The organism is Carnobacterium viridans, from assembly GCF_900102725.1.
GTDB lineage: Bacteria > Bacillota > Bacilli > Lactobacillales > Carnobacteriaceae > Carnobacterium_B > Carnobacterium_B viridans.
Window position 1 is genome coordinate 2027587 of the sequence record NZ_FNJW01000008.1, and the last position, 26959, is coordinate 2054545.

Below are 26959 nucleotides of genomic sequence, written 5' to 3' on the forward strand. Positions count from 1 at the left end.
TATATATTTTAGTTTTTTTCTAAACGTGTGTTGAGCTTTTACGTAAACCTGATAAGTAAAAATATGTAGTATAATTGATGCATAAGTTCAAATTGAGGTTTGAAAGGGTGAAGCTAGTGAGGGAGAATAATCCGATACGAGTGCAAGCAAGGATCAAAGAACTGGCAATTGATTATGGTGTGATTATGTTTTATCTTGTTTTACTTCTTCTGGCTAATTTAGTCTTTTATTTTCTAGTGTTAGACGGAATACCTGAATTTACAATCGTTCAATCCCAACTGATAGCGACGTTTGAATCGGTTGTTCCGATAGTGCTGATTTTCTCGCTACTTGATTACAAGAAACCTTTTGGAACATATGGTAAGAGAAGAGCGGGTTTAAAAGTACAGTATAAAACGCCTTCGTTTTTTAGAAGTTTGGTTAGAAATAGCATTAAGTTTTTACCGTGGCAGCTTGCTCATATTGGAGTCATCGATGGTATTTATTCTGAATTTGCAACTTCGAGTTCGATTATTTTTACAAATGCTGGAATCCTGTTAGCTCTCATTTTATTGGTTATGGGATTTTTTAGAAAAGATAAACGTCATTTAGGTGACTTAATAGCCGGGACTCAAGTCGTTCTAATTAGGAGGGAATCATAAGTGGAACAGAATATTGATGCTGAAGAAGCGATTAGAAGATGGGATTCTTTTGCCGATACGTACTCAAAAAATCACAACGAACAAGGAGATATTCATAAAGAAGTGTTTTTAAATCCTACTTTATTTTCTCTTATGGGCGAATTAAAAGATAAACAGGTTTTGGATGCAGGATGTGGCGAAGGATATTTAAGCAGATTGTTGTCCAAGGCTGGATCGAATGTAACAGCTGTGGATTACTCTTTGAGAATGATTGAAATTGCACAGGAGAGAACGCCAGTTGACTTACAAATTAAGTATTTAAGAGGCAATTGTGAGAAGTTGGATACGCTCGAAGACAACAGTTTTGATTTGATTGTGTCAAATATGGTGATACAAGATCTACCAAATTACGAAAATGCCTTTCGAGAAATGTTTCGTTTGTTGGTAGACGGAGGAAGTTTTATCTTTTCAATTTTGCATCCTTGTTTTGTAACTCCCGGAAGTGGGTGGGAGAACAATAATAGTGGTGAAAAATTGCATTGGAACGTGGATCGTTATTTTTATGAAGGTGCCTACGAACAACGATTAGGGGATAAAGAAAAAGTACTATTTTTCCACAGGACGTTAACCAGTTATGTTGATAAGTTAACTAAAGTAGGCTTTATGATAGAAAGTATAGTCGAACCGAAGCCATCAGAAATAATGTTGGAAAAATATCCGTCATTTGAAGAAGATTTGAGATGTGCTGATTTTATGGTGTTTAAGGTCACTAAGTTAAAAAGATAGAATGATAAGAATTTGAAAGGATAGACTCTATTGTTGTCAATTGAATACATGATGGTTCGTAAAGTAAGGGCAATGTGGACCTTTTTTAATGACAAACGTATGTGTAAAATAGTTCTCGAGAAGATATTATTTTTTACAAGCAGAAAGAAAGAAGGCGTTCTATCATAGATGTATGCTTGAGCGGCAAATACATCTATGATAGAACGCCTTCTTATGAATAGAATTATATCAAAATTGTACAAAAAAATAAAAGAATCAAGCTGTTTCACGAGAGTACGTCTCGATTATCCGAGGCACGCCGACGTTGATTCAACTCAAAGTCGTTTTCTATTTGAGTTGACACAATTAGCTTTAGTTCTGTTAACTCAAAGCGGTTTTTCATTTGAGTGGACGTAACGAGCCTCAGTTTATTTTATGTTTGAAAAGAAATCGGTTTTTATATATCAAAAAAAGAAGATAATTCCGTTAATATCAGGAACTATCTTCTTTTTTGTTTTACTGATTACTTTTTAACGCTAGCGCGACTTAAGTCAAATTCTACACCAACAGAATTGAAGAGGATTCCTTCAACAGCCGGATTACGAAGTTGTGTTTCTGCCTCTTGGCACAAAGGGATGAATGCAAAGTCGTCAGTTATGACTTTATGAGCTTGTTGGAGATTTTCCCAACGTTTTTCATCATCATTTGCATTTGTGGTTTTCGCTTGGTCGATCAAAGCATCATAATCGCTATTTGCGTATCCACCTTCGTTATAAGGAGAATCGCTGTATAGCAGGTCCATAAAGTTGATGGCATCTGCAAAGTCAGCACCCCATCCAGTAAGCAGGATATCAAAATCACGACTATCTGCTAGAGCAAGACGGTTCTTCTTAGGTACATTACGTAACTCAATAGAGATACCAGGCAAATTGTTTTGAATTTGACCTTGGATGTATTGACTGATTTGCTTGCTCTTTTCATCATCGTCTCCAACAAAAGATAAAGAGATACTGTCTACGCCTAACTCAATTTTTGCTTCATCCCATAATTTCTGTGCACGTTCTACATCATAGGAAAGGAAAGTTCCAGCTTCTTCAGTAAAATCCTCACCAGTAGATGGGTCAGTTACAAAATCAGCTGGTAAAAATCCGCCGATTTCAGTTGAACCATCCGCTAAAACAGTATTCACTAAATCATCTGTATTGATAACTAATCCTAAAGCTTCTCTTAATTTTTCGTTTTGCAAGTAGTCATTATCCCAGTTGAATTCCAAATAAGAAGTTCTAGCTTTCTTTTGAACGACAACATTTTCGTCTTCAGCGAATTGCTTAACGATTTCTCCAGTTAATTGAGCGTTATCTGCTTGTCCACCTTCAAATAAATTAACAGCAGTACTTGTTTCTTTTACAACTTGAACATTCACTGCGTCTAACGTTACTTCATCAGCTGCATAGTAGTCGTCATTTTTTACTAAGTCCCAAGTTAGCCCTGTGCCATCCCAATTTTCTAATGTAAATGGACCATTAGCGAGCAAGGCTTCACTAGAAGTTCCATAATTATCTCCTTGTTCTTGAACAAAGGCTTCATTTTGAGGGAAGAAAGCTGTAAAAGCTAACAAGAATTCAAAGTAAGGCGTTGGTTGCGTTAGGTTAAAGGTAATTTCATGATCGCCATTAGCTGTAACGCCAAGTTCGCTGACATCTGCTTCACCAGCCATGATTTCAGGTGCATTTTCAATCGTTTCTGCTAGATAACTATAAGAAGCACCAGTATCAGGATCGACTAATTTTTGCATAGCGTACACGAAATCATTTGCTGTAACGGGATCGCCGTTAGACCAAACAGCATCGTCACGAAGCGTATACGTGTATGTAAGTCCATCTTCTGAAATCACTCCTTCGTCAGCTGCAATAGCAGGGACAGGATTTCCTTCTTCATCAATACGTAATAATCCTTCAATAACATGTCCTAAATAATTGGAACTATTGATATCAGTGATTAAAGCCGTATCCATGGTAGATAACTCCGTAGGGGCAGTATAATTAACGACCTGTTCCCCAGAGGTAGAGCCTGCAGAATCATCGCTCGTTGAATTTGAAGAATCTCCATTTCCACCGCACGCAGTTAATAAAAATGCTGTACTCATTGTAGCTGCTAATTTATATGAATTTCTCACTATAAACACTCCTTAATCTAATTTAGTTAACCTTATTTTAATAGGATAACACGTTTATACAAAAAAATGTATGATTTAACCTAAATATTTGCATAATTCTGAATAAAAGACAGAATATAATACGAATAAAGGGTGTCGCTCAATTTTTTTTGCAAAAAAAAGAGTCTTCTTACAAGTTATCGCAAATCAACGATAAGCTATAAAGAAGGCTCCATTTCTAAGATAGAGGTTGCTACTGACTAAGTTTTTTTGATGAATTGATCTTTGCAGTGTGGACATTTGATACTGATTTTTCCTTTGTTTCTCGGTACGCGCAATTTTTTATGACAGTTGGGACAAGCGTAATACTTGTAAACTTTTCGTTGCAGAAATTTATTTCGCTTTTGGTTCCAACTCCTAGTAAATTGACGAGTGGATGCTAAAAATTTTTGGTTTTCCTGATACCGTTTTGTCCGATTGCGAGAAAATGTTCGATAGTAACCAAGAATAATAGCTGCCCAACCGAGTAAGCTAATGATTGACCAATTGAATAAGTTAGCTAAGACAACAACAGCCAGTCCTCCATAAAGCAAATAAGTTGAAAGTTTATCTACGCCATATCTGCCAATCATAAATTTTTGAATGTAAGTTTTAAATTTTCTCATTTAAAATTTTCTCCTCTTTTTCTTTGTTTCATAAAGATTACCATCAAATAGTGTAACATGCTGAACAGCATTCAGCGACCGTCTTTAGACTGAGTTTATCGAACAATAAGTTACCCAAACATCAAAAAGTTGGAATCCTAAAGTAATAGTTAAGTTTTTTTGCTGAAATGGTTTTCATAAGGCTTTACATTTGGGGGTAAAACGCTTACGATTTACATAAAGAATGTGTTTGGGTAGATTCGAAGAAAAGAGGGATATCATGAAAAAAATTGGATGGTTAGTAATAGCATTAGTAGTAAGTGGATGTGCAAAGTCAGGGGTTGAGAAACCTAATGAAGATAGCTCAGAGCAGGTTTCATCAAGCGAGTCATCTTTGCAAACGGAAAATCAAGCTGGAGAAGAAAAAAGAGTTTCATTTGTGGGAGTGGGAGATAACCTAATTCATAATGTGATATTTGAAGAAGCGCAAGTAGAAGACGGAACATTTGATTTTAAACCTATGTTTGAAAATGTAGCTGAAGATATTGAAACAGCAGATTTAGCTTTTATTAATCAGGAGACTTTGATGGGTGGAGATGAATTTGGTTTCTCGGGTTATCCAGCCTTTAATACACCTAGCGATATGGCAGATAATCTAAATACTTTAGGGTTTGATTTAGTAAATGGAGCATCCAATCATTCGTTGGACAAAGGCAGACAAGGTGTCATAAATACTTTAGAAATATGGGATAAGCAAGAAAATATGGTTTTTACTGGAGTGTTTGATTCACAAGAAGAACGAGATGCGATACCAGTTATTGAACGTGATGGAGTAACATTTTCCTTTTTAGCCTATACATACGGAACCAATGGGATTGAACCGGATGTTTCGTATCGTTTAAATTACTTTGATGAAGCATTGATTACTCAAGATATTGAACGAGCAAAACAAATCAGCGATTTTGTTATTGTCTCTGCTCATTGGGGTGATGAACACATGCTTGAACCGAATGAATTCCAAAAAAAATATGCTCAATTGTTTGCGGACTTAGAAGTAGATGCAGTAATTGGGACTCATCCTCATGTAATTCAACCGATTGATTGGGTAGAAGGGAAGAATGGGAATCAGACACTAGTCGTTTATTCATTAGGTAATTTCCTATCTGCGATGTCTACAGGAACTGAAAATAATATGTTAGGCGGTATGATTTCTTTTGATTTTGTAGTGAGTGAAGAGGAGAAAACCATTGAAAATGTGAATTGGGATGCAACAGTAATGCATTATACAGGTGCTAAGAGCGAAGCTGCGGATTTAAGAAAGAATTTTAGAATTTATAAGCTGGATGATTATACCGAAAAAATTGCCAGTCAACATACTCTTAACAGCTCTCAAGGAAATCAACTTTCTAAAGAGTCTTTGCAACAGACAACCGAAGCAGTTATTGATGCTGAATTTCTAAATTAGAAGAAAAAAATACAAGTAGTACCATTAGTTAAAAGTTATTTCAATAGGAGGTATAAAAATGAGTTTAGTAGAAGTAAAAGGCTTAACTAAACGATTCGGAAAATTTACTGCTTTAAAAAACATCAATCTCTCTGTAAATGAAGGTGAAATCTACGGGTTCATTGGTCCTAATGGTGCCGGGAAATCTACAACTATTCGTGTTTTACTTGGGATGTTGAAACCAAGTGAAGGACAAGTTACAATTTTTGGACAAGATGCTTGGAAAGATGCTGTAGAAATTCATAAACGGGTAGCATATGTTTCAGGTGAGGCTAATCTATGGCCTAATTTAACCGGCGGCGAAGTGATTGATTTATTCTTAGCCATGCGTGGCAATGGAAACCAGAACCGGCGTGATGAATTGATTCAACTGTTTAAACTGGACCCGTCAAAAAAATGTCGCACTTATTCGAAAGGAAATCGACAAAAAATAGCCTTAATCGCTGCATTTGCTTCTGAGGCAGACTTGTATATTCTTGATGAACCAACTGCGGGTTTGGATCCACTGATGGAGCGCATTTTTCAAGAACTTATTTTAGAGATGAAACAACAAGGCAAGAGTGTATTGTTGTCGAGCCATATTCTGTCCGAAGTTGAAAAGCTGTGTGATCGAGTAGCCATTATTCGCGAAGGTGAAATTATTGAAACGGGAACATTAGCTGAGATGCGCCACTTGACCCGAACAAAATTGACTGTTGAAACAAGTGAACCTTTGATAAATTTGTTCGAGCTAAAAGGTGTACAAGATGTTGTCCAAACAAATACGGGATGGGTATTTCAAGTAGATAGTGAAGAACTGGCAGAAGTTATTCGTTATATCAGTCAATTTGGTGTTTTAAAACTTGAAAGTGCTCCTCCGACTTTGGAAGATTTATTTATACGTCACTACAAAGGGGACAGTCAGGAACAAAGCGGCTCAAAAGGAGGTGTCTAGCAATGTTTACTCAGCCATTCAAAGGAACTGGTCAAATCATGCGACTGCTTTTTCAACAAAATGGAGTGAAAATTGGTTTATGGTTAAGTGGTTTGATTGGTGTTTCAATCGCTACAGTAACTGCCTATATAACCATTTATACAGGCCAAAAAGAGATTATAGAATTTGGTTTAACAATGCAAAATCCCGCTATGATAGCCATGCTAGGATCGCTTTATGAAGTGGAATTTTTTAATCTAGGGGCCGTTTTTGCAAGTGAAATGTTATTGTTTTCAGCTATTGCAGTTAGCGTGATGAATATCTTATTAGTCAGTTCCAGTACGAGGATGGATGAAGAAGAAGGCCGATTGGAAATGATTCTAGGATTGCCTGTGGGGCGACTAGCGTATTTAGCTGCAACAATTAGTATGATGGTTATCGTAAATAGTTTATTGTTTATGATTCTGTCGCTAGGTCTCGGCTTATTTAACAACGAAGCTTTTAGTATGGAATCTGCTTTGCTATATGGTGGTATTCTTGCAAGTACAGGGCTGTTTTTTGCAGGTATTACCGCCGTTGCAGCACAATTAACTGAAACATCTAGAGGTGCTACAGGAATTTCTTTTGCTGTATTGATAGCGGCCTATATCATAAGAGCTATTGGAGATGTCAGCAATGAATTACTATCACTTGTCTCTCCCTTGGGTTGGACTGTTCGAACAGCGGTATTTGTCGACAATGACTGGTGGCCAGTTAGTGCGTTAATTAGTGGGATGACTATTTTATTCGTGAGTGCGTTCTATTTAAACCAGCAAAGAGATATTAATGCCGGTTTATTGCCTGAGCGTAAAGGAAAAGTTTACGCTTCGAATGTTTTAAAAAGTCGATATGGGTTAACGTGGCGATTGGAAAAAGGAACAATTATTTCATGGGCTATTGGCATTTTTCTAATGAGCGCTGCTTTCGGTTCGATTTTAGGCGATTTAGAAGCTTATTTCTCAGACTTTGAATTGGTTCAAGTTATTTTAGCCGATGACTTAAGTGATTCAATGACTGAGCAGTTTATTACATTATTGGTGGGTATTATGTCTGTCTTTTCTGCTGTTCCAACGGTATCAGTTTTTTTAAAATTGAAAAAAGAAGAACGAATGGGTCGAACGGAAAACTTTTATAGTCGAGCGGTTTCTCGAAATAAAGTGATGGGAAGCTATTACGCCATAGCATTTTTAACGGCTGTACTGATGCAATTGCTGATTGGATTAGGGTTGTATGCTTCGGCAAGTCAAGTCATAAAGACAACCATTGGTGCAGGAACGGTTATCGCATCGGGACTGGTCTATATCCCAGCTATCTGGGTAGTTTTAGGTTTAACAACAGCACTTGTAGGAGCATTTCCTAAGAGAACAGGTTTGATTTGGACCTATGTGACTTTTGCCATTTTTGTCATTTATCTTGGCAATTTACTCGAATTTCCAGAGTGGGTAAACAACATTTCTGCTTTTCATCATATCCCTCAACTGCCAAATGAAGAAATTGCTTGGTTCCCAATGATTAGTTTAAGTCTAGTAGGGATTGCTCTTTCTGTGATAGGTTTTCTAAGTTATAACAAAAGAGATATTTAACGAAGCGTTACAATAGTTAATAATTTGTATTTCAGTACTCATGAAATAATTTGAAAGATTAGTAAAATTCATTTTAGTTATTGACATGTATGTAATCAGTCTGTTATTATTCAATTAGATTAAAAAACAATGAGTTTTAAATGATAAAAAAGACTTTGATAAGGAAAGTACGTCAGAAAATAATTTTTAGAAAGCCCGGATGATGGAAAAGGGTAATGATAGTTCTGATGAAAAATGGCCTTTGAGTTGAGCAGTCGAGTGAGAGTTTCTTTTAGACTGTTACGGTAAGCATCCGTTATCTAATGCATCAGTTTACAATCTTTCATTTGTGGGATGGTGTACTGAATAAGGTGGAAATAGCGATATTTTCATAAACTAAGGTGGTAACACGGAATTTAAATGTCCGTCCTTTCTAGTTGAAAAACTAAGATTGGACGGGCATTTTTTTTGTATAAATGAAATGGGGGAATAGTAATGAAAAAAACGGTCAAAAAAATTGTACTTCAAACAGATTTTGGATTAGAAGACGGTGCTGTTAGTGCCATGTATGGAGTTGCATTTAGTGTAGATTCATCGTTAGGAATTTATAATTTAACGCATGAGATTCCACAATACAATATCTGGGAAGCTTCTTACCGATTGTATCAGACGGTTAATTATTGGCCACAAGAAACTGTTTTTGTTTCAGTTGTTGACCCAGGAGTAGGAACGGAGCGATTGAGTGTCGTTGCTAAGACTGCGGATAATCACTATATTGTGACTCCAGATAACGGAACGTTAACACATATACACGAAAGTATCGGTGTCGTTGAAGTTCGTCAAATCGATGAATCGGTCAATCGATTGCCAAACTCTGGTGAATCTTATACATTTCATGGGAGAGATGTTTATGTTTACACAGCTGCTCGTTTAGCAGCTGGGGTAATTTCATTTGAAGAGGTAGGTCCTATTTGCGACTTAAATAAAATCGTTAGCTTACCACATCATCAAGCTGAAGTAGTAGAGAATAAGATTGTTGGGAATGTTGCTATTTTAGATGGACGTTTTGGCAATCTTTGGACAAATATCTCACGTGAATTATTGTTTGACTATGGTGTGAAGTATGGGGATAATATAGAAGTTACGATCTCGAACTCTTATACTATTTTTTATCAAAATAAAATTCAAATTGGTCAATCTTTTGCGAAAAGCCATGTAGGCGATCCTATTTTATTTATTAATTCATTAGATAAACTAGGTGTCGCAATCAATCAAGGTTCATTTGCTGGTGCTCACCATATTCAAAGTGGCGATAATTGGAAAATACAGATAAAAAAATAATAGAATTGGAGATGAAGTAAATGAAAAAAAGTGAATTATCTATTAAAACTATAGTTGCTATTGGGATTGGGTCAGCGGTCTTTGTTATTCTTTCACGTTTTGCGGCAATTCCAACACCGATTCCCAATACGAGTATCCAAACATCCTATGCCTTTTTAGCTTTAATGGCAGTTGTGTTTGGACCGCTTGCGGGAGGGTTGATTGGTTTAATCGGTCATATCCTAACAGATGCCATCTCCTATGGATCAGTATGGTGGAGCTGGGTAATCGTTTCCTTATTCGTTGGCTTTACTATAGGTTTACTGACAAGAAAAATCCAAGTAGAAGACGGAGAATTTAACAAAAAAGATATCATTCGTTTCAATATCAGCCAAGTCATTGCGCAAGCAATCGGCTGGTTTGTACTTGCCCCTTCTTTAGATGTTTTAATTTATGCAGAACCGGTAAATAAAGTCTTTACACAAGGAATTGTAGCCGGTATTTCCAATATCTTAACCGTTGGAATTATTGGAACAATCTTATTGATAGCTTATGCAAAAACGCGAAACAAAAGTAATAGTTTAATAAAAGAGTAGTCATCTTTTATTGGTGAAAAGGAGCCGAATCATGAACCAAGTGGCTATTGAATTCAAATCATATACATTTAAATACCGTAGTCAAACGGAACCAACACTACTTGATATCAACCTAAAGATTCAAGCAGGTGAAAAAGTCGTCATCGTTGGACCATCTGGCTCAGGAAAAAGTACACTAGCTCATTGTATCAATGGGCTAGTTCCTTTTGCGTACCGAGGTGAAAGCAGTGGAGCTTGCTTAATCAATGGAAAAGAAACCAATTCACTAGATATTTTTCAATTATCAAAAATGATTGGAACGGTCTTACAAGATTTGGATGGACAATTTATTGGTTTGACTGTAGGCGAAGACATTGCTTTTGCTTTAGAAAATGATAGAGTTGAGCAAAAAAAAATGCATAAAAGAGTGACTCAAGTAGCTGGGCTTGTAAAAATAGAAAACCTTTTAAATGCCTCTACACATGAATTATCAGGGGGACAAAAGCAACGGGTATCAATGGCAGGAGTGCTCGTTGACGATGTTGATATTTTACTCTTTGATGAACCGTTAGCAAATTTAGATCCTGCAACTGGTAAACACGCAATTGCTTTGATTGATGATTTGCAAAAGCAAACAGATAAAACCACCATTATTATTGAACATCGCTTGGAAGATGTATTGTATCGAGATGTTGATCGCATTATAGTAATGAGTGAAGGGCGAATTGTAGCTGATGCGGCTCCATCAGAACTGTTAGCAACAGATGTACTCGCAAAAAGTCATTTAAGGGAACCACTTTATTTGAAAGCTTTGCAATACGCTGGTGTTGCGATTAGTTCTGAAATGTCGCCTGAACATATTGAGCGTATAACACTTACAAACCAAGACGAAAAAAAGGTGAGACAATGGTACCAACACCCTGTTCAACTAGTTAAGGATAAAAAAACTGAGACTATTTTACAGGTAGAAAATTTGTCTTTCCATTATCCAAATGCGCAACATACTCTAACCGATATCACGTTTACGATTCAAAAAGGTGAAATGGTCAGCATTGTGGGAAAAAACGGAGCTGGTAAATCGACATTATCAAAATTGATTTGTGGATTTGAGCGGCATCAAACTGGGAAAATTATTTATCAGGACAAAGATATCAGCAAAGAATCGATTACAAAGCGTGCAGAAGCGATTGGTTTAGTGATGCAAAATCCAAATCAAATGATTTCTAAACATTTGATTTTTGATGAGGTAGCTTTAGGACTACGGTTACGTAATGTGAAAGAAGATGAAATACGTCAACGAGTTGAAAAGACATTAACCATTTGTGGCTTGTATGCTTTTCGCAATTGGCCAATTTCAGCTCTAAGCTTTGGTCAGAAAAAACGAGTGACTATTGCAGCGATTCTCGTATTAGAACCAGCTGTATTAGTTTTAGATGAACCGACAGCGGGACAAGATTTTCGTCATTATACAGAAATTATGAGTTTTTTAACTGAATTGAATCAACAAGGAATCACGATTTTAATGATTACTCATGATATGCACCTTATGTTGGAATACACATCAAGAACGCTTGTCATTGGTGAGGGAAAACTGCTTGCCGATGCTTCAGCAATAGAAGTCTTGGCAAATGAGTCACTAATTGCACAAGCCAATTTGACTAAAACATCTCTATACCAATTGGCTGAAAAAATGTCTATCGCGGATCCGCAAGATTTTGTTTCCAAGTTTATTCATTATGATAAGGGGGTGCGCAAAACATGGCAGTAGAAATGTTGGCTTATATTGAGCGTCGTTCACCCGTACATGCATTATCTGGCGCAACAAAACTGATCGTCTTTCTTTTATTTTCAACGGCTGCGATGTTGACCTATGATACACGTGTTTTAGTGGTCATGCTAATGTTGAGTATTGGGGTATTTGCTATATCTAAAATCAAATTTCGTGAAATTGCTTTTGTTTTGTTATTTATTTTATTCTTCTTACTATTAAATAATCTTGCCATCTATTTATTTTCACCTCAAGAAGGTGTTCGAATTTATGGAACAAGTCATGAACTTTTACACATTTGGGGAAGATACAACCTCACTTTAGAACAACTATTTTATCAATTGAACGTGACGCTGAAATATTTTGTTGTGATTCCGGTAGCACTGCTATTTATAGTAACGACGCATCCAAGTGAGTTTGCTGCTTCGCTCAATAAAATTGGAATCAACTATAAAATTGCTTACTCGGTAGCACTCGCGTTAAGGTATATCCCAGATATTCAACGTGATTACCGCAGTATCTCACAGACCCAACAAGCTCGAGGCATCGATATTTCCAAAAATGAAAAAATGATAAAACGTATCAAAAATATTACGGCAATTATTATTCCATTAATCCTATCGAGTTTAGATCGAATTGAAGTTATCAGCAATGCGATGGAATTACGTGGTTTTGGCAAACACAAAAAACGAAGTTGGTATAGTGAGAAAAAAGCAACGAAAAAAGACTACGTAGTTATTTTTAGTGGCTTACTCATATTCATCATTAGTTTACTGATTACTTATAAAAATGGCAGTCGTTTTTACAATCCTTTTTAATAAGCAGCAGATTTAACTCAAATCTGCTGCTTTTTAGAAAATAAGAAGGAGAGTGCCATAGAAACAGAGCTATTAAGTCAATGGGGACATGATTCTCTTTCTTACAATTAAAACCCGCAGAATTGCATTTTCTATGCAATTCTGCGGGTTTTAGTTGTTGGTTGTACAAAAAAGCATATTCTTTAAACTTTTCGATAATGTAAAAAAGACGAATACACTAGTAAGAGGTGTTTTTAATAGTGTATCAACTATACATGAACAAATTTACTTGCCGCTTGAATTGACTGCAACCATTTGAAGGTACTTTCTTTAGATTGTTTCTGAATCTTTCAATCTGTAGGCACCATGGAAAACTGGTCCAACAAATTTATTAAAACGAAAGCCATGCTCAATAGCAGCGGTCACAAAGTCCTTAGCTTTGAAGATAGCTTCTTTTTCGGATAGCCCAGTTGCTAGTCCAGCTGTGATTGCAGCTGCAAAAGTGCACCCAGCTCCATGGTTGTAAGCAGGCTGGATTTTTTCTGTTTCTAGTATGTAATGTTTTTCTCCATCATAATAAATATCTATTGCTTTATCTCCTTCAAGGCTTTTGCCACCTTTAACTACTACATGTTTTGTACCAAGATTAAAAATTTTTTCAGCAGCTTTTTTCATATCTTCAATGGTGGTTAATTTTCCTAGACCTGAAAAGATACCAGCTTCAAGAAGATTAGGAGTTGCCACATCCGCAATAGGCAATAAATACTTTTGAATGGCTTGTGCCGTTTCGGGATTTAATAATTCGCCTTCTCCTTTACAGGCTAGAACAGGGTCGATAACAACTTTAGGGAATTGATAAGCAGAGATTGTTTTGGCTGCAAGTTCAACAATTTCTACTGAACCAAGCATACCTGTTTTCATAGCGGCAATTTTAGTATCTCCTGCCAGAATAGTTTTTAATTGTTCTTCCACAATGGAAATTGGCAGAGTAGTGACATGATGCTTCCAATTATCGTCCGGATCCATCGTAGCAATAGTAGTCAAAGCCACCATGCCATAAGTGCTATATTCTGAGAAGGTTTTTAGGTCTGCCGCTAGTCCAGCACCGCCACTGGCATCGCTACCTGCAAATGTTAGAACTTTTTTTATATTATTCATTAATTTCAACTCCATAAATTTATTTTGGAACTTTTCTTTAATACGGATTGGGGATATCCTTATGAATATGCTTAATTCCTAGTCAGCCTACTAATTACGTCAACACTCACTTATTGAGGTATAGCAACTATCTTTTTTTTGCATATTGGTAGACATGTTCAGATGATTTTTCTTTTTTTCAGCAATAATATTAACAAGAACACTTCCCACAGTAATTTTATCAGTATTCTTCGTTGTTTCCAAATCCAAATGTGACCTTCTAACAACTCAGAAATTCCCATTTTTATAATTTCTTCTTGTTGTTTTTTATTTCTTGCAGCATTACCAGTCTATTCCAGAAGAAATGTTGTTTTCTTCTACCAACACCATTGAGAAAGAGACAAAAAAGACCCTTGCCCCTGCGCAAAGGGACAAGGGTCTACACTTCTACTTTTGATTATCGATTTTTGTTATTTTTTAATTGAGATATAATGTGATTCACAGTATAAACCTTGTGTTTTTTTATGTCAACCACTTTTTATGTCCAAGTTGGAAGTGCTTTTTAATGGTACACAGGAACAGATTCAGAAAGACTTTCTAAGGCCTTCATTGCATCCAATATAGTTTCTTTGGTTACGCCTGGTACGGCTAAATTGAATGTTTCTTTACTTGAAGCAGCAAATTCAGCAACCTCTTTTGCTTTATTTGAAAAGTCAGTCTTCACGTCAAAGTCAGAAAAACGATATGGGAAATGATTTGACTCAAAAAACGGCAGTAATTTCCTTACTTCTTTTTCATCTCCAGAAGCCCATAATTGAACTAAAATACCATAAGCAACTTTTACACCATGTTCAAAAGGATGCGTTTCTTGAATAAGCGACATTCCGTTGTGGATAGCATGTGCACCAGCCATGCGTCCATATTCTCCCGCAAATCCGCCTACTGTACCTGCGATAGCTACAACAGCCTCGGCAACTCGTTTGAAAGCATCGGTTACTTCAGAATTTTCTAGATTCCTTAAAGCTTCAGTACTGTCTTTTAATAATAATTCTTGAGTTACTTTCGCAGTTTTTAAACCCACTTGAACCATAGCAGGTAAGGTGCCTTCAACATGTCGAGTGATGCCTTCTGCTTCATACCATTTTGCCAATGTATCTCCAATCCCACCCATAAAATAGTTTTTAGGCGATTCCACTAATAAATCTAAATCCATCAAACAAAGCAAGGCTGCTTTTTCATAATAATCAACTACTTTGAAAGTATGATCAGGATGATATACGGCCGAAAGAGGAGTATAAGCCGAACAAGTTCCTAATACCGTTGGAATAGTTACATATTCTATTTTTAAGAGTTCAGCGGTACCTTTGGCGGTATCTAAAGCACGTCCACCACCGATGCCTACCACGCAGTCTGTTCCATTTATTAATGAAGAAAGATGTTTCATGTCTTCGTGAGAAGCTGTACCATCATACTGGAATACAGGCAAGTTCAAAGAACCAGAGTAATGCTTTTTAAAAGCTTGATAAGAAAGTTCACCTGTGATGATAACAGGATTAGTAAAAGAGGCTAATTTTTGATCTAAATAATTTAAAGCTCCAGACTCACATAAAAGTTGGCCAGGTCCAGGACGAACAACTTGACTTAAACGCATAATAAATTCCTTCTTTCTTTAATATAAATTAGTAAATATTTGTTGCCACAGTAGAGGAGGGAAAAATTTTCTTATAAAGAATTCTTACTGTTACAACACAGCGCTTAAAAAGATAAAAAAGGCCACCCATTCATTAGTTGAATGGGTGGCCTAAGTCCCATTCAGCCAAACAAGCTTGAATAGGACTTAAACGACTGCAAAATAGTACAGTGTCTAAATCCTGATTCTAATAATAATAGCTGTTTGATTGAATGAATATGTCATAAAAAGACATCCTCTCGTGGGTTAGTGAAGTTAGGATAACATTGTTTAATTAGAGAGTCAACATGAAAAACTAATTAATTTATAATCTTATTTATTTTAATAAAACAGTAGAATTAGCACTAATCTTAGCTAATACACTATAAGAAAAAAGAATAGAGTACAAAACGAATAACCGATACACTAATTAGTGTATCGGTTATTCGTTTTGTGTATCGTTTTATAGCCCTAGTATTCAAGGGTGCAAAGCAATACACTAAAGTTGGCACAGGAATTGCATATAGTAAGTGATGGACAACTCAATAAACTTGATGGAAAGTTTAAACGCTATCATGTTTAGGCAAAGGATATTGAAAGGTGGCGGTGTTGTAACTTTAAGAGTTGTGTTTTTAAGTAGAAAAAACTGAAAAACATGATGAAGAAGTGATTCTGTTAGTTTCGTCTCATCAGAAAATAGAAATAAAATATTTAGGAGGTAGAAATATGGTAGGAATTATACTAGCAAGCCATGGCGAATTTGCTGAAGGCATCTTGCAATCTGGCTCAATGATTTTTGGAGAACAAGAAAATGTTAAAGCTATTACCTTAATGCCAAGCGAAGGACCAGAAGACGTTAAAACAAAAATGAAAACTGCAATCGCTTCGTTTGACGATCAAGATGAAGTATTGTTCTTAGTTGATTTATGGGGTGGTACTCCATTTAACCAAGCAAACACCTTGTTTGAAGAACACAAAGAGAAGTGGGCAATCGTTGCCGGGTTAAATTTACCAATGGTAATTGAAGCTTATGCATCTCGCCTTTCAATGAATTCAGCTCAAGAGATTGCAGCGCATATCATTGAAACAGCAAAAGAAGGCGTGAAAGTTAGACCGGAAGAATTGGAACCTGTAACAAATACTTCTGCTGCAGCAGCTGCACCAGTACAAGGTTCGATTCCACCAGGAACAGTAGTTGGAGATGGTAAGATCAAGTTAGGTCTAGTACGTGTAGACTCTCGTCTGTTACATGGACAAGTAGCTACAGCTTGGACAAAATCTGTATTGCCAAACCGTATCATTATTGTATCAGACGCTGTTGCTAAAGATGATCTTCGTAAGAGATTAATTGAACAAGCGGCACCTCCTGGAGTTAAGGCAAATGTTGTTCCAATCGACAAAATGATTGAGATTACTAAAGATCCTCGCTTTGGTGGCACGAAAGCTTTATTGTTATTTGAAAATCCACAAGATGTGATTAGAGTCATGGACGGTGGCGTAGAGATTAAAGAAGTTAATGTAGGCTCTATGGCGCATTCAGTAGGTAAAGTGGTTGTAAGCAAGGTTCTTTCAATGGGACCAGAAGATGTTAAAGCTTTTGAAGAAATGAAACAAAGAGGCGTTAAATTTGATGTACGTAAAGTACCAAATGATTCTGGTGCTAATATGAATGAAATTATAAAAAAAGCAAAAAATGAATTAGCACGTGCATAATGAACTAATAAAATTAAATTAAATAGGAGGCCTATTATGTCTATAATATCAATTATTCTAGTAATTCTTGTTGCATTTTTAGCCGGTATCGAAGGAATCTTAGACGAATTCCAATTCCATCAACCATTAGTGGCTTGTACATTGATCGGTTTAGTAACAGGTAACTTAACAGCAGGTATCGTTCTTGGCGGAACACTTCAAATGATCGCTCTTGGTTGGGCAAACATTGGAGCAGCCGTAGCACCCGATGCTGCATTAGCATCAGTTGCATCAGCAATTATTTTAGTATTAGGTGGACAAGGTGTTGCTGGAGTTCCAGCAGCGATCGCAATTGCGGTACCACTTGCAGTAGCAGGACTTTTCTTAACAATGGTTGTTCGTACATTAGCTGTACCTATCGTACATTTAATGGACAGCGCAGCTGAAGATGGTAATTTCAAAAAAATCGAAATGTTGCATATGGCTGCCGTAGCTATGCAAGGGATTCGTATTGCGATTCCAGCAGCAGCTCTATTATTCATCCCAGCACAAACAGTTCAATCATTCTTAGAATCTATGCCAGCTTGGTTAACTGACGGTATGGCAATTGGTGGTGGAATGGTCGTTGCGGTTGGTTATGCATTAGTTATCAACATGATGGCTACAAAAGAAGTATGGCCGTTCTTTATTATCGGTTTTGTAGTAGCAGCAATTTCTCAATTAACTCTTATTGCTCTAGGAGCATTAGGCGTAGCTTTAGCTCTTATTTACTTGAACCTATCTAAAATGGGTGGTTCTTCAAATGGTGGCGGAAGCAACTCTGGTGACCCGCTTGGCGATATCTTAAACGATTATTAATCCTGAAGGAGGAGAAGAGACATGGCAGAAAAAATTACTTTATCTAAAAAAGATCGCTTAGCCGTAGCATGGCGCTCTACGTTTATCCAAGGTTCTTGGAACTACGAACGTATGCAAAATGGTGGTTGGGCTTACTCAATGATTCCAGCAATCAAAAAATTATACACTACTAAAGAGGACCGTGCAGCAGCATTAAAACGTCATTTAGAATTCTTTAATACTCACCCATACATTGCTTCACCAATTCTTGGAGTTACTTTAGCTCTTGAAGAAGAGCGTGCAAATGGAGCTCCAGTTGATGATGTAGCTATTCAAGGGGTTAAAGTTGGTATGATGGGTCCTTTGGCCGGTGTTGGTGACCCTGTGTTCTGGTTTACTGTACGTCCTATGTTAGGTGCTCTAGGAGCATCATTGGCAATGGGTGGAAGTATTCTTGGACCGATCATCTTCTTTGTAGCTTGGAACCTTATTCGTTGGGGATTCATGTGGTATACACAAGAATTTGGTTATAAAGCCGGTTCTAAAATCACTGAAGATCTTTCAGGTGGATTATTACAAGACATTACTAAAGGAGCATCAATTCTAGGTATGTTCGTATTAGCTGCTTTAGTACAGCGGTGGGTATCGATCAGTTTCCAACCAGTTGTTTCAAGAGTTCAATTAGATGATGGAGCATTCATCAAATGGGATGAACTTCCAGCAGGCGGAGAAGGAATTCGCCAAGCTTTTGAACAAGTAAACTCAGGATTGGCACTTTCACCTACAAAAGTAACAACTCTACAAAACAACTTGGATCAGTTGATTCCAGGATTAGCTGCATTGGCTTTAACCTTGTTCTGTATGTTCTTGCTTAAGAAAAAAGTTAGTCCAATCGTTATTATTCTTGGTTTATTCGTAGTTGGAATCGGTGGACATGTAATCGGACTTTTATAATCTAAAAGATAAGGAAGTCGTTTGAAGTCTGTGCATTACGATAAATTCGCACAAAAAAAGTGGCTGGGATCTTCTCAGTCACTTTTTTTATTGCTATAAGCAGTTGGTGCAACGTATAATAAATGAAACAGGATAAATGAAATGGAGCGGATAAAATGGTTGAATCAATTAACACAAAGGTAGACTTAGTAATAGACGCCACCGCTTTTACGGGCCTAACGGATTATGGGAAAATAATGATCGGCGATAACGGATTTGAATTTTTCAATTCCCGTGATGCGCGTAAATTTGTTCAAATTCCGTGGGAAGAAGTAGAGAACGTTATCGCTTCAGTAATGTTCAAAGGGAAATGGATCCCTCGTTACGCGATTGAAACAAAAAGATCAGGAACCTTCACTTTTTCATCTAAGAATCCTAAAGAAGTTCTACGGGCTATACAAGTATATGTAGATCCAAGTCATATGGTCCAGTCCTTAAGCTTTTTTGATGTTCTTAAACGCGCATTTAAATCGATTTGGAAAAAGAAAAAATGAACGTTTAGTTTATTTTAATGAAATAGTTAAAAAACAGCATGATCATTTCATGCTGTTTTTTTGTTGAGTTTTAAGTGTGAGTCTTAGTATAAGAATGAATAACAGCAGCGGTTATTCCAGTAGCTAATAAATAATTTTTTAACTGTCTTATTGTACCATGGTAAAGAAAGATGGATGCCGTCTTCGGATGCTAGTTTATTTATTAGTATTTTTGTCATGACTTTGCTTACTTGAATCGTTCCTTTGAGGGCTTACCAAACGCTCGTACTTATTATTCCCTTTTTCTTCTCTAAATATTGTAGGTGAAACGGAATAAAATTTTTTAAAAGCTTTTGAGAAAGTTAAAGAATCACGGTAACCAACTGAAATAGCAATCGTAGTAATGGTATTAGGAGATTTAATCAGTAAATCTCCGGCTCTTTTCATCCGAAAGTTCATTAAAAATTCTTGAGGAGACATATTTGCCATTGTTGTAAAGATATGATGCTATCTCAAAAATAAAAGTTCAGTTGTTGTATGGTGTCTTTGAAGAAAAAGACATCATCACGCGTGCAGTAACGATTACTAATATGGGTTCTGGAAAAGTAAATGTTTTGAAAGCCGACTCAGCAAGTTTAGACTATGCAGATAAAGATTTTGATATCATCCATTTTCATGGTCGTCACAATATGGAACGTCAATATGAACGGCTTCCGCTTAAAAACGGTACCTTTTCAATTGGATCGCATCGTGGTACTTCGAGTCATCAGCACAATCCGTTTATCATCTTAAGTGATTCGGAGACGACTGAAAGCCATGGGAATTGTTATGGAATGATGTTGATGTACAGCGGAAACTTTTTAGCAACCACTGAAAAGTCTCAATACAACCAAGTAAGAGCGGGAATCGGTATTGGCAGCAGAGGGTTCCGTTACTCATTGGCTCATGGCGAAACCTTCACTGCTCCTGAGGCTATTCTGAGTTATTCTGCTAATGGACTGGAAGAACTTTCGCACCATTATCATCACTTCATTCAGAAAAACGTGGTCCGTGGTAAATTCCGTGATCAGCGCCGTCCGGTTTTAATCAATAACTGGGAAGCAACGTATTTTGATTTTACCGAACAAAAACTTATTGACATCGCCCGTGATGCAGCTGGAGCAGGAATAGAACTGTTCGTAATGGATGATGGCTGGTTCGGTAAACGTGATTCAGACACGAGCGGCCTTGGCGATTGGCAAGTGAACCTGGAGAAAATACCTAATGGGCTGAAACAGTTAGCGGATACGGTAAACAAAGAAGGTTTGAAATTTGGTATCTGGTTCGAACCAGAGATGATTTCGGAAGATAGTGATATGTATCGGAAGCACCCAGAATGGAGCATCAATATACCGGGGCGCCCTGGGATTCGCAGTCGCGATCAGTATGTACTAGATTTTACGAGACAAGATGTTCGTAATCACTTAGTAGAGGAAATCACAGAAGTCCTTGATTCAGCTAATATTGAGTATGTAAAATGGGACATGAACCGCAGTTTATCTAACGTGTTCTCTGAGAACTTAGAAAGCCACGAGCAAGGCAAGTTCTATCATTTATATATTTTGGGATTATATGAAGTCTTAGAACGATTGACTTCTGCTTATCCAGATATTTTATTTGAAGGATGCAGCGGCGGTGGCGGTCGCTTTGACGCAGGGATGTTGTATTACACACCGCAAATTTGGACAAGTGATGATACAGATGCTGTCGAACGCTTGCGCATTCAACATGGGACTTCTTTTGGGTATCCGACTCGTACGAATGGCTCGCACGTTTCTGCTGTGCCTAATCATCAAACAAGTCGCATCACCCCTTTGAACACACGTGGAATTGTGGCGATGTCAGGTAGTTTTGGGTATGAATTGGATATTACCAAGTTGACTCAAGCTGAGAAAGATGAAGTAGCAGAACAAGTCGAAATGTTCAAATCTTATTATGATCTAATTCATGATGGATTATATTACCGTTTAACCAATCCTTGGGAAAATGAGAGTTTTACAGCTTGGCAAATTGTTTCAAACGATAAGAAAGAAACCTTAGTCAGCCTTGTACGAACTCGACAATATGCCAACGATCCTATTGCTATTTTTAGACTAAAAGGATTGGATCCTAAGCGAACTTATCAATTAGACGGAGAAGAAAAAGAATATACAGGAGCAGCATTAATGGCAAGCGGCTGGCCAGTGCCGCAAACGAGCCAAGAATATCAAGCCTTTACGTACCATTTTGTTTGCAAAGAATAATTTTCAGAAAACGCGTGCCTTTTATTTAAAGGCACGCGTTTTTTTGCTTGTCTTATAAAAATACTCAGTTAAAGAACCATGATGTTTTTCTTCTATAAATTAATGATTGTTAAAGTTAAGTTTTAAGAAAGAGAAGCAAGATGAAAAAGGTAAAAGTAGGAGACTTGATTAATACCGGCGACAGGTTACAAAAGATAAGGAATATTGGAAAGGCGAGCCGCAAACGTCAAAGCAAATACTGAAATGCTGATTTTTAGTGATGCAAGATGTTCATTGCCAATTAATTTTAAAAATGCATTTTTGATAAAAACACCTCTCGACATTAAAAAATGGTTAGAGTAAAATGATAAAATAGTTATTTAAATCAGGGTGTTTTTTTAATTTTTGAATATCCTGAAATGAAGAGATGATTTCCCTTTTGGAACTAATCATTCAATTCCCCCTAATAACTTTTGGATAATTAGAATACTGATAGGGATATCATTTTATAGGTAATACTTCTTGTTTAAAAAAATTCAAAATTTTATTTTTAAACATAAAAATGAAGGAGAAAGAGGGTAGCTGATTAGCAATATATTTGAGTTCTCTAATTTTATTTTATTGATATTATAGTTTTTACATTTCGCTTCTAAATACACTAGTTTGACTAAATAACTTTGTTTTGTAAAGAATAAAAAGTGATGAGATAAATGAGTAAGTTTATAAAGAGGAGGAATTAATTTGAAGAAAACAATACTATTATTTCTAGCAACTTCATTTGCATTGGCGGGATGTGCGGGGGCTAATGATGAAAGCAAAGCTAGCACTGATTCAACTACAGTAGTTGAAGGAGGAACTTATAACTACATTTACTCTACTGATATTGCGACCTTAGATTATCTTTTTTCGAGTCGTCAGACCAACAGTGTACATTATACAAACTTTGTGGATGGTTTACTTGAAAATGATTCATTAGGAAACTTAATTCCAGCTCTTGCAGAAGACTGGGAAGTTAGTGAGGATGGTTTAACTTATACTTATAAACTTCGTGAAGGTGCTAAGTGGGTAACGAATTCTGGAACAGAATATGCAGAAGTTACAGCTCACGACTTTGTAACAGGACTAAAACATGCAGCCGATATTAACTCAGAAACACTTTACATAGTGGCTGATAGTGTAAAAGGATTGGCAGATTATGCTAGTGGGAAAACTACTGATTTCAGTACGGTAGGAGTTAAAGCAATCGATGATTACACGGTTGAGTATACGTTAAACACTCCAGAATCCTATTGGAATTCAAAAACTACTTACGGTATTCTTTATCCTGTTAATGAAGAATTTTTGAATTCTCAAGGTGAAAATTTTGGTTCTGTTTCTCCAGATTCAATTCTCTATAATGGAGCATTCATTTTAACCAATAACACAGCGAAATCAGTTATCGAATATGAAAAGAACGAAATGTATTGGGACAGCGAAAATGTACATCTTGATGATGTGAAATATACGTATAATGACGGAAGTGACCCAGATGGTTTATTTACTTCTTTCCAAGAAGGCAATTTGAGTTTAGCTAGAGTTTATCCTAACTCAGCAGGTTATGCAGAAGTTCAAGAAACGTATCCAGATGGTGTAACTTTCTCTCAAACAAATGGTACGACTTACAATATGTCATTTAACTTGAATCGGGAATCTTACAACGCAACAAGTAAGACGACTGATAAAGAGAAATCTTCTACAAAAGCTGCTATCTTAAATCGTGACTTTAGACTAGCTATTCAATTTGCTTTTGATCGTGCCTCTTATAATGCACAAAGTGTGGGAGAAGAAACATCAAGCGAAGCTTTAAGAAATACACTAGTTCCTCCTACGTTTGTAGCAATTGACGGCAAAGATTACGGAGATACTGTTGAAGCTGAACTTCAAGCTCTTGATGCTGAAACGTGGGCAGATATTGATTTAGCTGATGGACATGATGAGTATTTTGATAAAGATAAAGCGGCTGAGCATTTAGAAAAAGCCAAAGAGGCTTTGGCTGCTGAAAATGTTTCGTTCCCAATCCATTTGGATATTCCAATTATGGAAACAAGCGAAATCAGTGTGAATAGTGCAAAATCATTGAAGAACTCAATTGAAAATACTTTAGGAACTGACAATGTAGTTGTTGATATCCAATTGCTTAATGATGATGCTTACTTGGCTGCAACATACCAAGCAACAACTGGTATAGCTAGTGACTTTGACATCTCTACAGCTTCTGGTTGGGGCCCTGACTATCAAGATCCATCAACTTACTTGAACATTTACAACTCAAGAACTGGAGATATGCTTACAACTCTTGGACTTGATGGTAGTGAACTTGTTGAAGGTGAAGATGTAACTGCTAGTGCAAAAGAAGCCGTTAACCTTGATGAATACGATGCTTTATTAGATGAAGCGAGTAAAGTTTTAGATGAAAATGAACGTTACGCAGCTTATGCTAAAGCTGAAGCTTGGTTATTGAACAATGCTCTTCAAGTTCCAATCTATGCTGGTGGTGGCCTGCCGCGTGTAACGACGGTTGTTCCATTTAGCGCTCCATATAGCTGGTCAGGAATTGCTGCTGACAAATTGAAATATGTTCAGTTGCAAGAAGACATTGTAACAACAGACCAATATCAAGAAGCTCTTGATAAATGGAATGATGAGCGGAATCAAGAAAAATAAAAAAATCTATGAACAAAATGAATAGGAATGCTGAAGAGGATTAGCATAAAAACTAATCCTTTTTTGTTATAGGTCTGGAGGAAATAAAGTGAAAAAATACATTTTCTATAGAATTATTCGTTCAATCATCAGTATTTTTTTGGTAACGACTATTGGTTATATCATGATTTTTTCTTTAGTGCCGAGATATACGATTTTCCAAAGTGATCCTGTGTACAGCCGTTTAAAAGGAAGTCCAGATGAAAGAGTCGATTATGAAAATAGTACATACAAACGTATGGGGTACATTGATTATTATAAAAGCAGTGATATTATTTCGGAAATAGCTAAAGATGATGACGAGTACGCTGCCCTTATGAACGAAGAAAATAGTCAAGTTTTTGAGGAATGGCAAGAACAAAATAGGAGTAAAGGCTGGAAACTGGAACAAATGCCGATATCCAAAACTTACTACGCTGTAAGGGAAATTCCAATTTTGCAAAGAGTTGGGCGATTTTATTCAAAATTGATTCAAATTGACCATCCATGGGCGGTACAAGATCCAAAGAATCCTGATCTGCCTAGATATCTAAAGTTTGAATACACTGAATCGGCTGGGTTAACATTAACAGGTTCTGGAACGAGATCTAAATATTTGATTTACTTTGATTCTTCTTTCCCTTTTATTCACCAGAACTTTGTCAAATTAAATCTAGGAACTTCATATCCAACATATAGTGGTAGAAGTGTGACCGATGTCATCTCTAGCGGTCAAGGAAAGGTAAAACCAGAAGAAGTCACCTATGAAACTGGATTGACTGAAAAGTCACCAGCAGATCTGCATTCAAGAAAGTACAAAACACCAGATTCATTGGACCGTTTGGAAACTGAACGCTATAACGATAGTTACGTTAAATCTAAAGATAACTATCAGGATCCGTCAATGATCAAAATCTCTATGATCACTGGTTTGATTTCCGTTGTTATTTCTTATACGATCGGTATTTCATTGGCTGTACTGATGGCACGCCATAAAGGAAAACTCATTGACCGATTTGGGGTAGGATTAGTTACGATTCTTATCTCCGTACCAAGTTTGGCTTTTATTTATTTCTTCCGCTTTATTGGAAGTACATTCTTCGGGTTACCAGATTCATTCCCGACACTAGGTGCAGCAAGTATTCAATCGTATATTCTTCCAACCGTTATTTTAGGACTGTTATCTATTTCAGGACTGATTATCTGGATCAGAAGATTTATGATTGATCAGGCATCTGCTGATTATGTGAAATTTGCAAAAGCTAAAGGATTATCTGAAAAAGAAATTTCACAGAAACATATCTTTAAAAATGCGATGATTCCAATCGTGAGTGGAATTCCGGGAACCATTATTTTGACCATCCAAGGTGCAACGATCACAGAAACGATTTTTGCAGTTCCAGGGATGGGTAAAATGTTGCCAGATGCGATCATTGCACATAATAATCCTATGGTTATTGGTTTATTATTTGTGTTTACTACTTTATCGATTCTAGCTGTCCTGTTAGGGGATATCATGTTGACCATTATTGACCCTAGAATCAGCTTATTATCGAAAAAAGGAGGCCATTAAGATGGTACAAAATACAAATACAGACAAGTTTCAATTTGTAGCGTTAGATTCTTTAAAGTCTGAAAGAATCGATGCACCAAAATATTCTTATTGGAAATCAGTAGGCAGAAAATTTTTCAGTAGTAAAGTTGCTATTAGCATGCTTATCTTATTGCTTATCATTTTAGGTTTTTCTTTTATTCATCCACTAATCAGCCAGTATGATTTTATGGATGTGGAAGGCATCAATGACTTTTCCAATCGTTACAACTGGCCTTCTAAAGGAAATTGGTTTGGAACAGATTCAAATGGACAATCTCTATTTGATGCTGTTTGGGCAGGGGCAAGGACTTCTATTTCAATCGGCTTACTGGCAACCCTCATTACAACAGTTGTGGGTGTTGTCGTAGGTGCTATTTGGGGAAGTTCAAAAGCGGTAGACCGTGTTATGATCGAGATCTATAACGTGGTTTCTAATGTTCCGACTTTACTGATTGTTATCGTCTTATCGTATGCATTTGGTAGTGGATTTTGGAATTTACTGTTTGCAATGTGTGCGACAAGTTGGATAGGGACAGCTCATTTTATTCGTGTTCAAGTCATGATCATGAGAGACCGTGAATATAATCTAGCCTCTAAATGCTTAGGGACACCGTTGCATCGAATGATTTTAAAAAATATATTGCCGTATCTTATTTCAGTTATTGTAACGGCTGTATCACGCTCTTTGCCAAGTTTCATCTCTTATGAAGTATTCTTATCCTTTTTAGGAGTGGGTTTAAGTTCTGATATTCCTTCTCTAGGACGAATCATCTCAAAATATACTGTAAATATGAACAACTTTCCTTATCTATTTTGGATACCAGTTATCGTATTAGCTCTTGTTACCGTTTCGCTTTATATTGTCGGTCAAACATTAGCTGACGCATCCGATCCTAGAACACACATGTGAGGTGTAGAAA

Annotated in this window: 22 protein-coding genes and 1 other annotated feature; of the genes, 17 read left to right on the forward strand and 5 right to left on the reverse strand. The window is 36.7% G+C overall.

Going from position 1 to position 26959, the window contains the following annotated elements:
- The first annotated feature begins 107 nt into the window (after positions 1-107).
- Both BLT48_RS11200 and BLT48_RS11205 read left to right on the forward strand, forming a co-directional pair.
- The gene (locus BLT48_RS11200) at positions 108-641 is read left to right on the forward strand and encodes an RDD family protein (RefSeq protein WP_081896474.1); all 534 of its coding nucleotides are present in this window, start codon (positions 108-110) and stop codon (positions 639-641) included.
- Entirely contained in the window at positions 642-1406 is a 765-nt protein-coding gene (locus BLT48_RS11205; RefSeq protein ID WP_089978014.1) for a class I SAM-dependent methyltransferase, read from the forward strand.
- 502 nt (positions 1407-1908) lie between these two features.
- On the opposite strand, the gene BLT48_RS11210 is transcribed toward BLT48_RS11205, so the two are convergent.
- Together BLT48_RS11210 and BLT48_RS11215 are read right to left on the reverse strand one after the other, a co-directional pair.
- The gene (locus BLT48_RS11210; RefSeq protein ID WP_089978017.1) at positions 1909-3561 is read right to left on the reverse strand and encodes a peptide ABC transporter substrate-binding protein; all 1653 of its coding nucleotides are present in this window, start codon (positions 3559-3561) and stop codon (positions 1909-1911) included.
- A gap of 239 nt (positions 3562-3800) precedes the next feature.
- Positions 3801-4205, reverse strand: a complete 405-nt coding sequence (locus tag BLT48_RS11215) for a zinc ribbon domain-containing protein (RefSeq protein ID WP_089978020.1) — start codon at positions 4203-4205, stop codon at positions 3801-3803.
- Between the two features lie 259 nt (positions 4206-4464).
- On the opposite strand from BLT48_RS11215, the gene BLT48_RS11220 reads away from it, so the two are divergent.
- The 7 genes from BLT48_RS11220 to BLT48_RS11250 all read left to right on the forward strand — a co-directional run bounded on the left by BLT48_RS11220 (position 4465) and on the right by BLT48_RS11250 (position 12683).
- Entirely contained in the window at positions 4465-5649 is a 1185-nt protein-coding gene (locus BLT48_RS11220; RefSeq protein ID WP_035021576.1) for a CapA family protein, read from the forward strand.
- 58 nt (positions 5650-5707) lie between these two features.
- Positions 5708-6622, forward strand: a complete 915-nt coding sequence (locus tag BLT48_RS11225; protein ID WP_089978024.1) for an ABC transporter ATP-binding protein — start codon at positions 5708-5710, stop codon at positions 6620-6622.
- A gap of 2 nt (positions 6623-6624) precedes the next feature.
- The gene (locus BLT48_RS11230) at positions 6625-8223 is read left to right on the forward strand and encodes an ABC transporter permease (protein ID WP_089978028.1); all 1599 of its coding nucleotides are present in this window, start codon (positions 6625-6627) and stop codon (positions 8221-8223) included.
- A gap of 146 nt (positions 8224-8369) precedes the next feature.
- Positions 8370-8637 (forward strand) — a binding site (T-box leader).
- 60 nt (positions 8638-8697) lie between these two features.
- Positions 8698-9543, forward strand: a complete 846-nt coding sequence (locus tag BLT48_RS11235; protein ID WP_089978031.1) for an SAM hydrolase/SAM-dependent halogenase family protein — start codon at positions 8698-8700, stop codon at positions 9541-9543.
- A gap of 20 nt (positions 9544-9563) precedes the next feature.
- Positions 9564-10118 (forward strand): ECF-type riboflavin transporter substrate-binding protein, encoded by a 555-nt coding sequence (locus BLT48_RS11240; RefSeq protein WP_089978034.1) that lies wholly within the window; start codon positions 9564-9566, stop codon positions 10116-10118.
- Positions 10119-10149: 31 nt separating this feature from the next.
- The gene (locus BLT48_RS11245) at positions 10150-11865 is read left to right on the forward strand and encodes an ABC transporter ATP-binding protein (protein WP_089978038.1); all 1716 of its coding nucleotides are present in this window, start codon (positions 10150-10152) and stop codon (positions 11863-11865) included.
- Positions 11856-12683 (forward strand): energy-coupling factor transporter transmembrane component T family protein, encoded by an 828-nt coding sequence (locus BLT48_RS11250; RefSeq protein ID WP_035021583.1) that lies wholly within the window; start codon positions 11856-11858, stop codon positions 12681-12683. Before BLT48_RS11245 ends, BLT48_RS11250 begins: the two co-directional genes overlap by 10 nt.
- Before the next feature lie 309 nt (positions 12684-12992).
- On the opposite strand, the gene thiD is transcribed toward BLT48_RS11250, so the two are convergent.
- On the reverse strand, positions 12993-13820 hold the full coding sequence (gene thiD / locus BLT48_RS11255; RefSeq protein WP_035021584.1) for a bifunctional hydroxymethylpyrimidine kinase/phosphomethylpyrimidine kinase: 828 nt from the start codon (positions 13818-13820) through the stop codon (positions 12993-12995).
- A gap of 541 nt (positions 13821-14361) precedes the next feature.
- Complete coding sequence (locus BLT48_RS11260) at positions 14362-15450, reverse strand: iron-containing alcohol dehydrogenase family protein (RefSeq protein WP_089978041.1); 1089 nt, start codon at positions 15448-15450, stop codon at positions 14362-14364.
- Between the two features lie 744 nt (positions 15451-16194).
- Between BLT48_RS11260 and BLT48_RS11265 the strand changes: the two genes are divergently transcribed.
- The 4 genes from BLT48_RS11265 to BLT48_RS11280 all read left to right on the forward strand — a co-directional run bounded on the left by BLT48_RS11265 (position 16195) and on the right by BLT48_RS11280 (position 19484).
- Positions 16195-17181: a mannose/fructose/sorbose PTS transporter subunit IIA gene (locus tag BLT48_RS11265; RefSeq protein WP_089978045.1), complete on the forward strand. Its 987-nt coding sequence runs from the start codon at positions 16195-16197 to the stop codon at positions 17179-17181.
- Positions 17182-17217: 36 nt separating this feature from the next.
- Complete coding sequence (locus BLT48_RS11270) at positions 17218-18018, forward strand: PTS mannose/fructose/sorbose transporter subunit IIC (protein WP_023176994.1); 801 nt, start codon at positions 17218-17220, stop codon at positions 18016-18018.
- Positions 18019-18039: 21 nt separating this feature from the next.
- A complete protein-coding gene (locus BLT48_RS11275) occupies positions 18040-18951 on the forward strand; it encodes a PTS system mannose/fructose/sorbose family transporter subunit IID (RefSeq protein ID WP_035021587.1) in 912 nt (303 codons plus the stop codon).
- A gap of 155 nt (positions 18952-19106) precedes the next feature.
- Positions 19107-19484, forward strand: a complete 378-nt coding sequence (locus BLT48_RS11280) for a DUF956 family protein (protein WP_035021588.1) — start codon at positions 19107-19109, stop codon at positions 19482-19484.
- A gap of 195 nt (positions 19485-19679) precedes the next feature.
- Here the strand turns inward: BLT48_RS11280 and BLT48_RS11285 are convergent, their stop codons facing one another.
- A complete protein-coding gene (locus BLT48_RS11285; RefSeq protein WP_267462146.1) occupies positions 19680-19964 on the reverse strand; it encodes a helix-turn-helix domain-containing protein in 285 nt (94 codons plus the stop codon).
- Positions 19965-19972: 8 nt separating this feature from the next.
- On the opposite strand from BLT48_RS11285, the gene BLT48_RS11290 reads away from it, so the two are divergent.
- The 4 genes from BLT48_RS11290 (at position 19973) to oppC (ending at position 26949) form a co-directional block, all read left to right on the forward strand.
- Positions 19973-21745, forward strand: coding sequence for an alpha-galactosidase (locus tag BLT48_RS11290; protein WP_226776762.1), 1773 nt, complete (start codon positions 19973-19975; stop codon positions 21743-21745).
- Between the two features lie 714 nt (positions 21746-22459).
- Positions 22460-24427, forward strand: coding sequence for a peptide ABC transporter substrate-binding protein (locus BLT48_RS11295; protein ID WP_035021590.1), 1968 nt, complete (start codon positions 22460-22462; stop codon positions 24425-24427).
- Between the two features lie 88 nt (positions 24428-24515).
- A complete protein-coding gene (locus tag BLT48_RS11300; protein ID WP_023177000.1) occupies positions 24516-26018 on the forward strand; it encodes an ABC transporter permease in 1503 nt (500 codons plus the stop codon).
- Position 26019: 1 nt separating this feature from the next.
- Complete coding sequence (oppC, locus tag BLT48_RS11305; protein WP_089978050.1) at positions 26020-26949, forward strand: oligopeptide ABC transporter permease OppC; 930 nt, start codon at positions 26020-26022, stop codon at positions 26947-26949.
- The last annotated feature ends 10 nt before the right edge of the window (positions 26950-26959 follow it).

What these genes read in the sequence shown, in the direction of transcription:
- BLT48_RS11215 (WP_089978020.1), bottom strand. Translation starts at nt 4,205, where the DNA reads ATGAGAAAATTTAAAACTTACATTCAAAAATTTATGATTGGCAGATAT.
- BLT48_RS11220 (WP_035021576.1), top strand. Translation starts at nt 4,465, where the DNA reads ATGAAAAAAATTGGATGGTTAGTAATAGCATTAGTAGTAAGTGGATGT.
- BLT48_RS11225 (WP_089978024.1), top strand. Translation starts at nt 5,708, where the DNA reads ATGAGTTTAGTAGAAGTAAAAGGCTTAACTAAACGATTCGGAAAATTT.
- BLT48_RS11230 (WP_089978028.1), top strand. Translation starts at nt 6,625, where the DNA reads ATGTTTACTCAGCCATTCAAAGGAACTGGTCAAATCATGCGACTGCTT.
- BLT48_RS11235 (WP_089978031.1), top strand. Translation starts at nt 8,698, where the DNA reads ATGAAAAAAACGGTCAAAAAAATTGTACTTCAAACAGATTTTGGATTA.
- BLT48_RS11240 (WP_089978034.1), top strand. Translation starts at nt 9,564, where the DNA reads ATGAAAAAAAGTGAATTATCTATTAAAACTATAGTTGCTATTGGGATT.
- BLT48_RS11245 (WP_089978038.1), top strand. Translation starts at nt 10,150, where the DNA reads ATGAACCAAGTGGCTATTGAATTCAAATCATATACATTTAAATACCGT.
- BLT48_RS11250 (WP_035021583.1), top strand. Translation starts at nt 11,856, where the DNA reads ATGGCAGTAGAAATGTTGGCTTATATTGAGCGTCGTTCACCCGTACAT.
- thiD (WP_035021584.1), bottom strand. Translation starts at nt 13,820, where the DNA reads ATGAATAATATAAAAAAAGTTCTAACATTTGCAGGTAGCGATGCCAGT.
- BLT48_RS11260 (WP_089978041.1), bottom strand. Translation starts at nt 15,450, where the DNA reads ATGCGTTTAAGTCAAGTTGTTCGTCCTGGACCTGGCCAACTTTTATGT.
- BLT48_RS11265 (WP_089978045.1), top strand. Translation starts at nt 16,195, where the DNA reads ATGGTAGGAATTATACTAGCAAGCCATGGCGAATTTGCTGAAGGCATC.
- BLT48_RS11270 (WP_023176994.1), top strand. Translation starts at nt 17,218, where the DNA reads ATGTCTATAATATCAATTATTCTAGTAATTCTTGTTGCATTTTTAGCC.
- BLT48_RS11275 (WP_035021587.1), top strand. Translation starts at nt 18,040, where the DNA reads ATGGCAGAAAAAATTACTTTATCTAAAAAAGATCGCTTAGCCGTAGCA.
- BLT48_RS11280 (WP_035021588.1), top strand. Translation starts at nt 19,107, where the DNA reads ATGGTTGAATCAATTAACACAAAGGTAGACTTAGTAATAGACGCCACC.
- oppC (WP_089978050.1), top strand. Translation starts at nt 26,020, where the DNA reads ATGGTACAAAATACAAATACAGACAAGTTTCAATTTGTAGCGTTAGAT.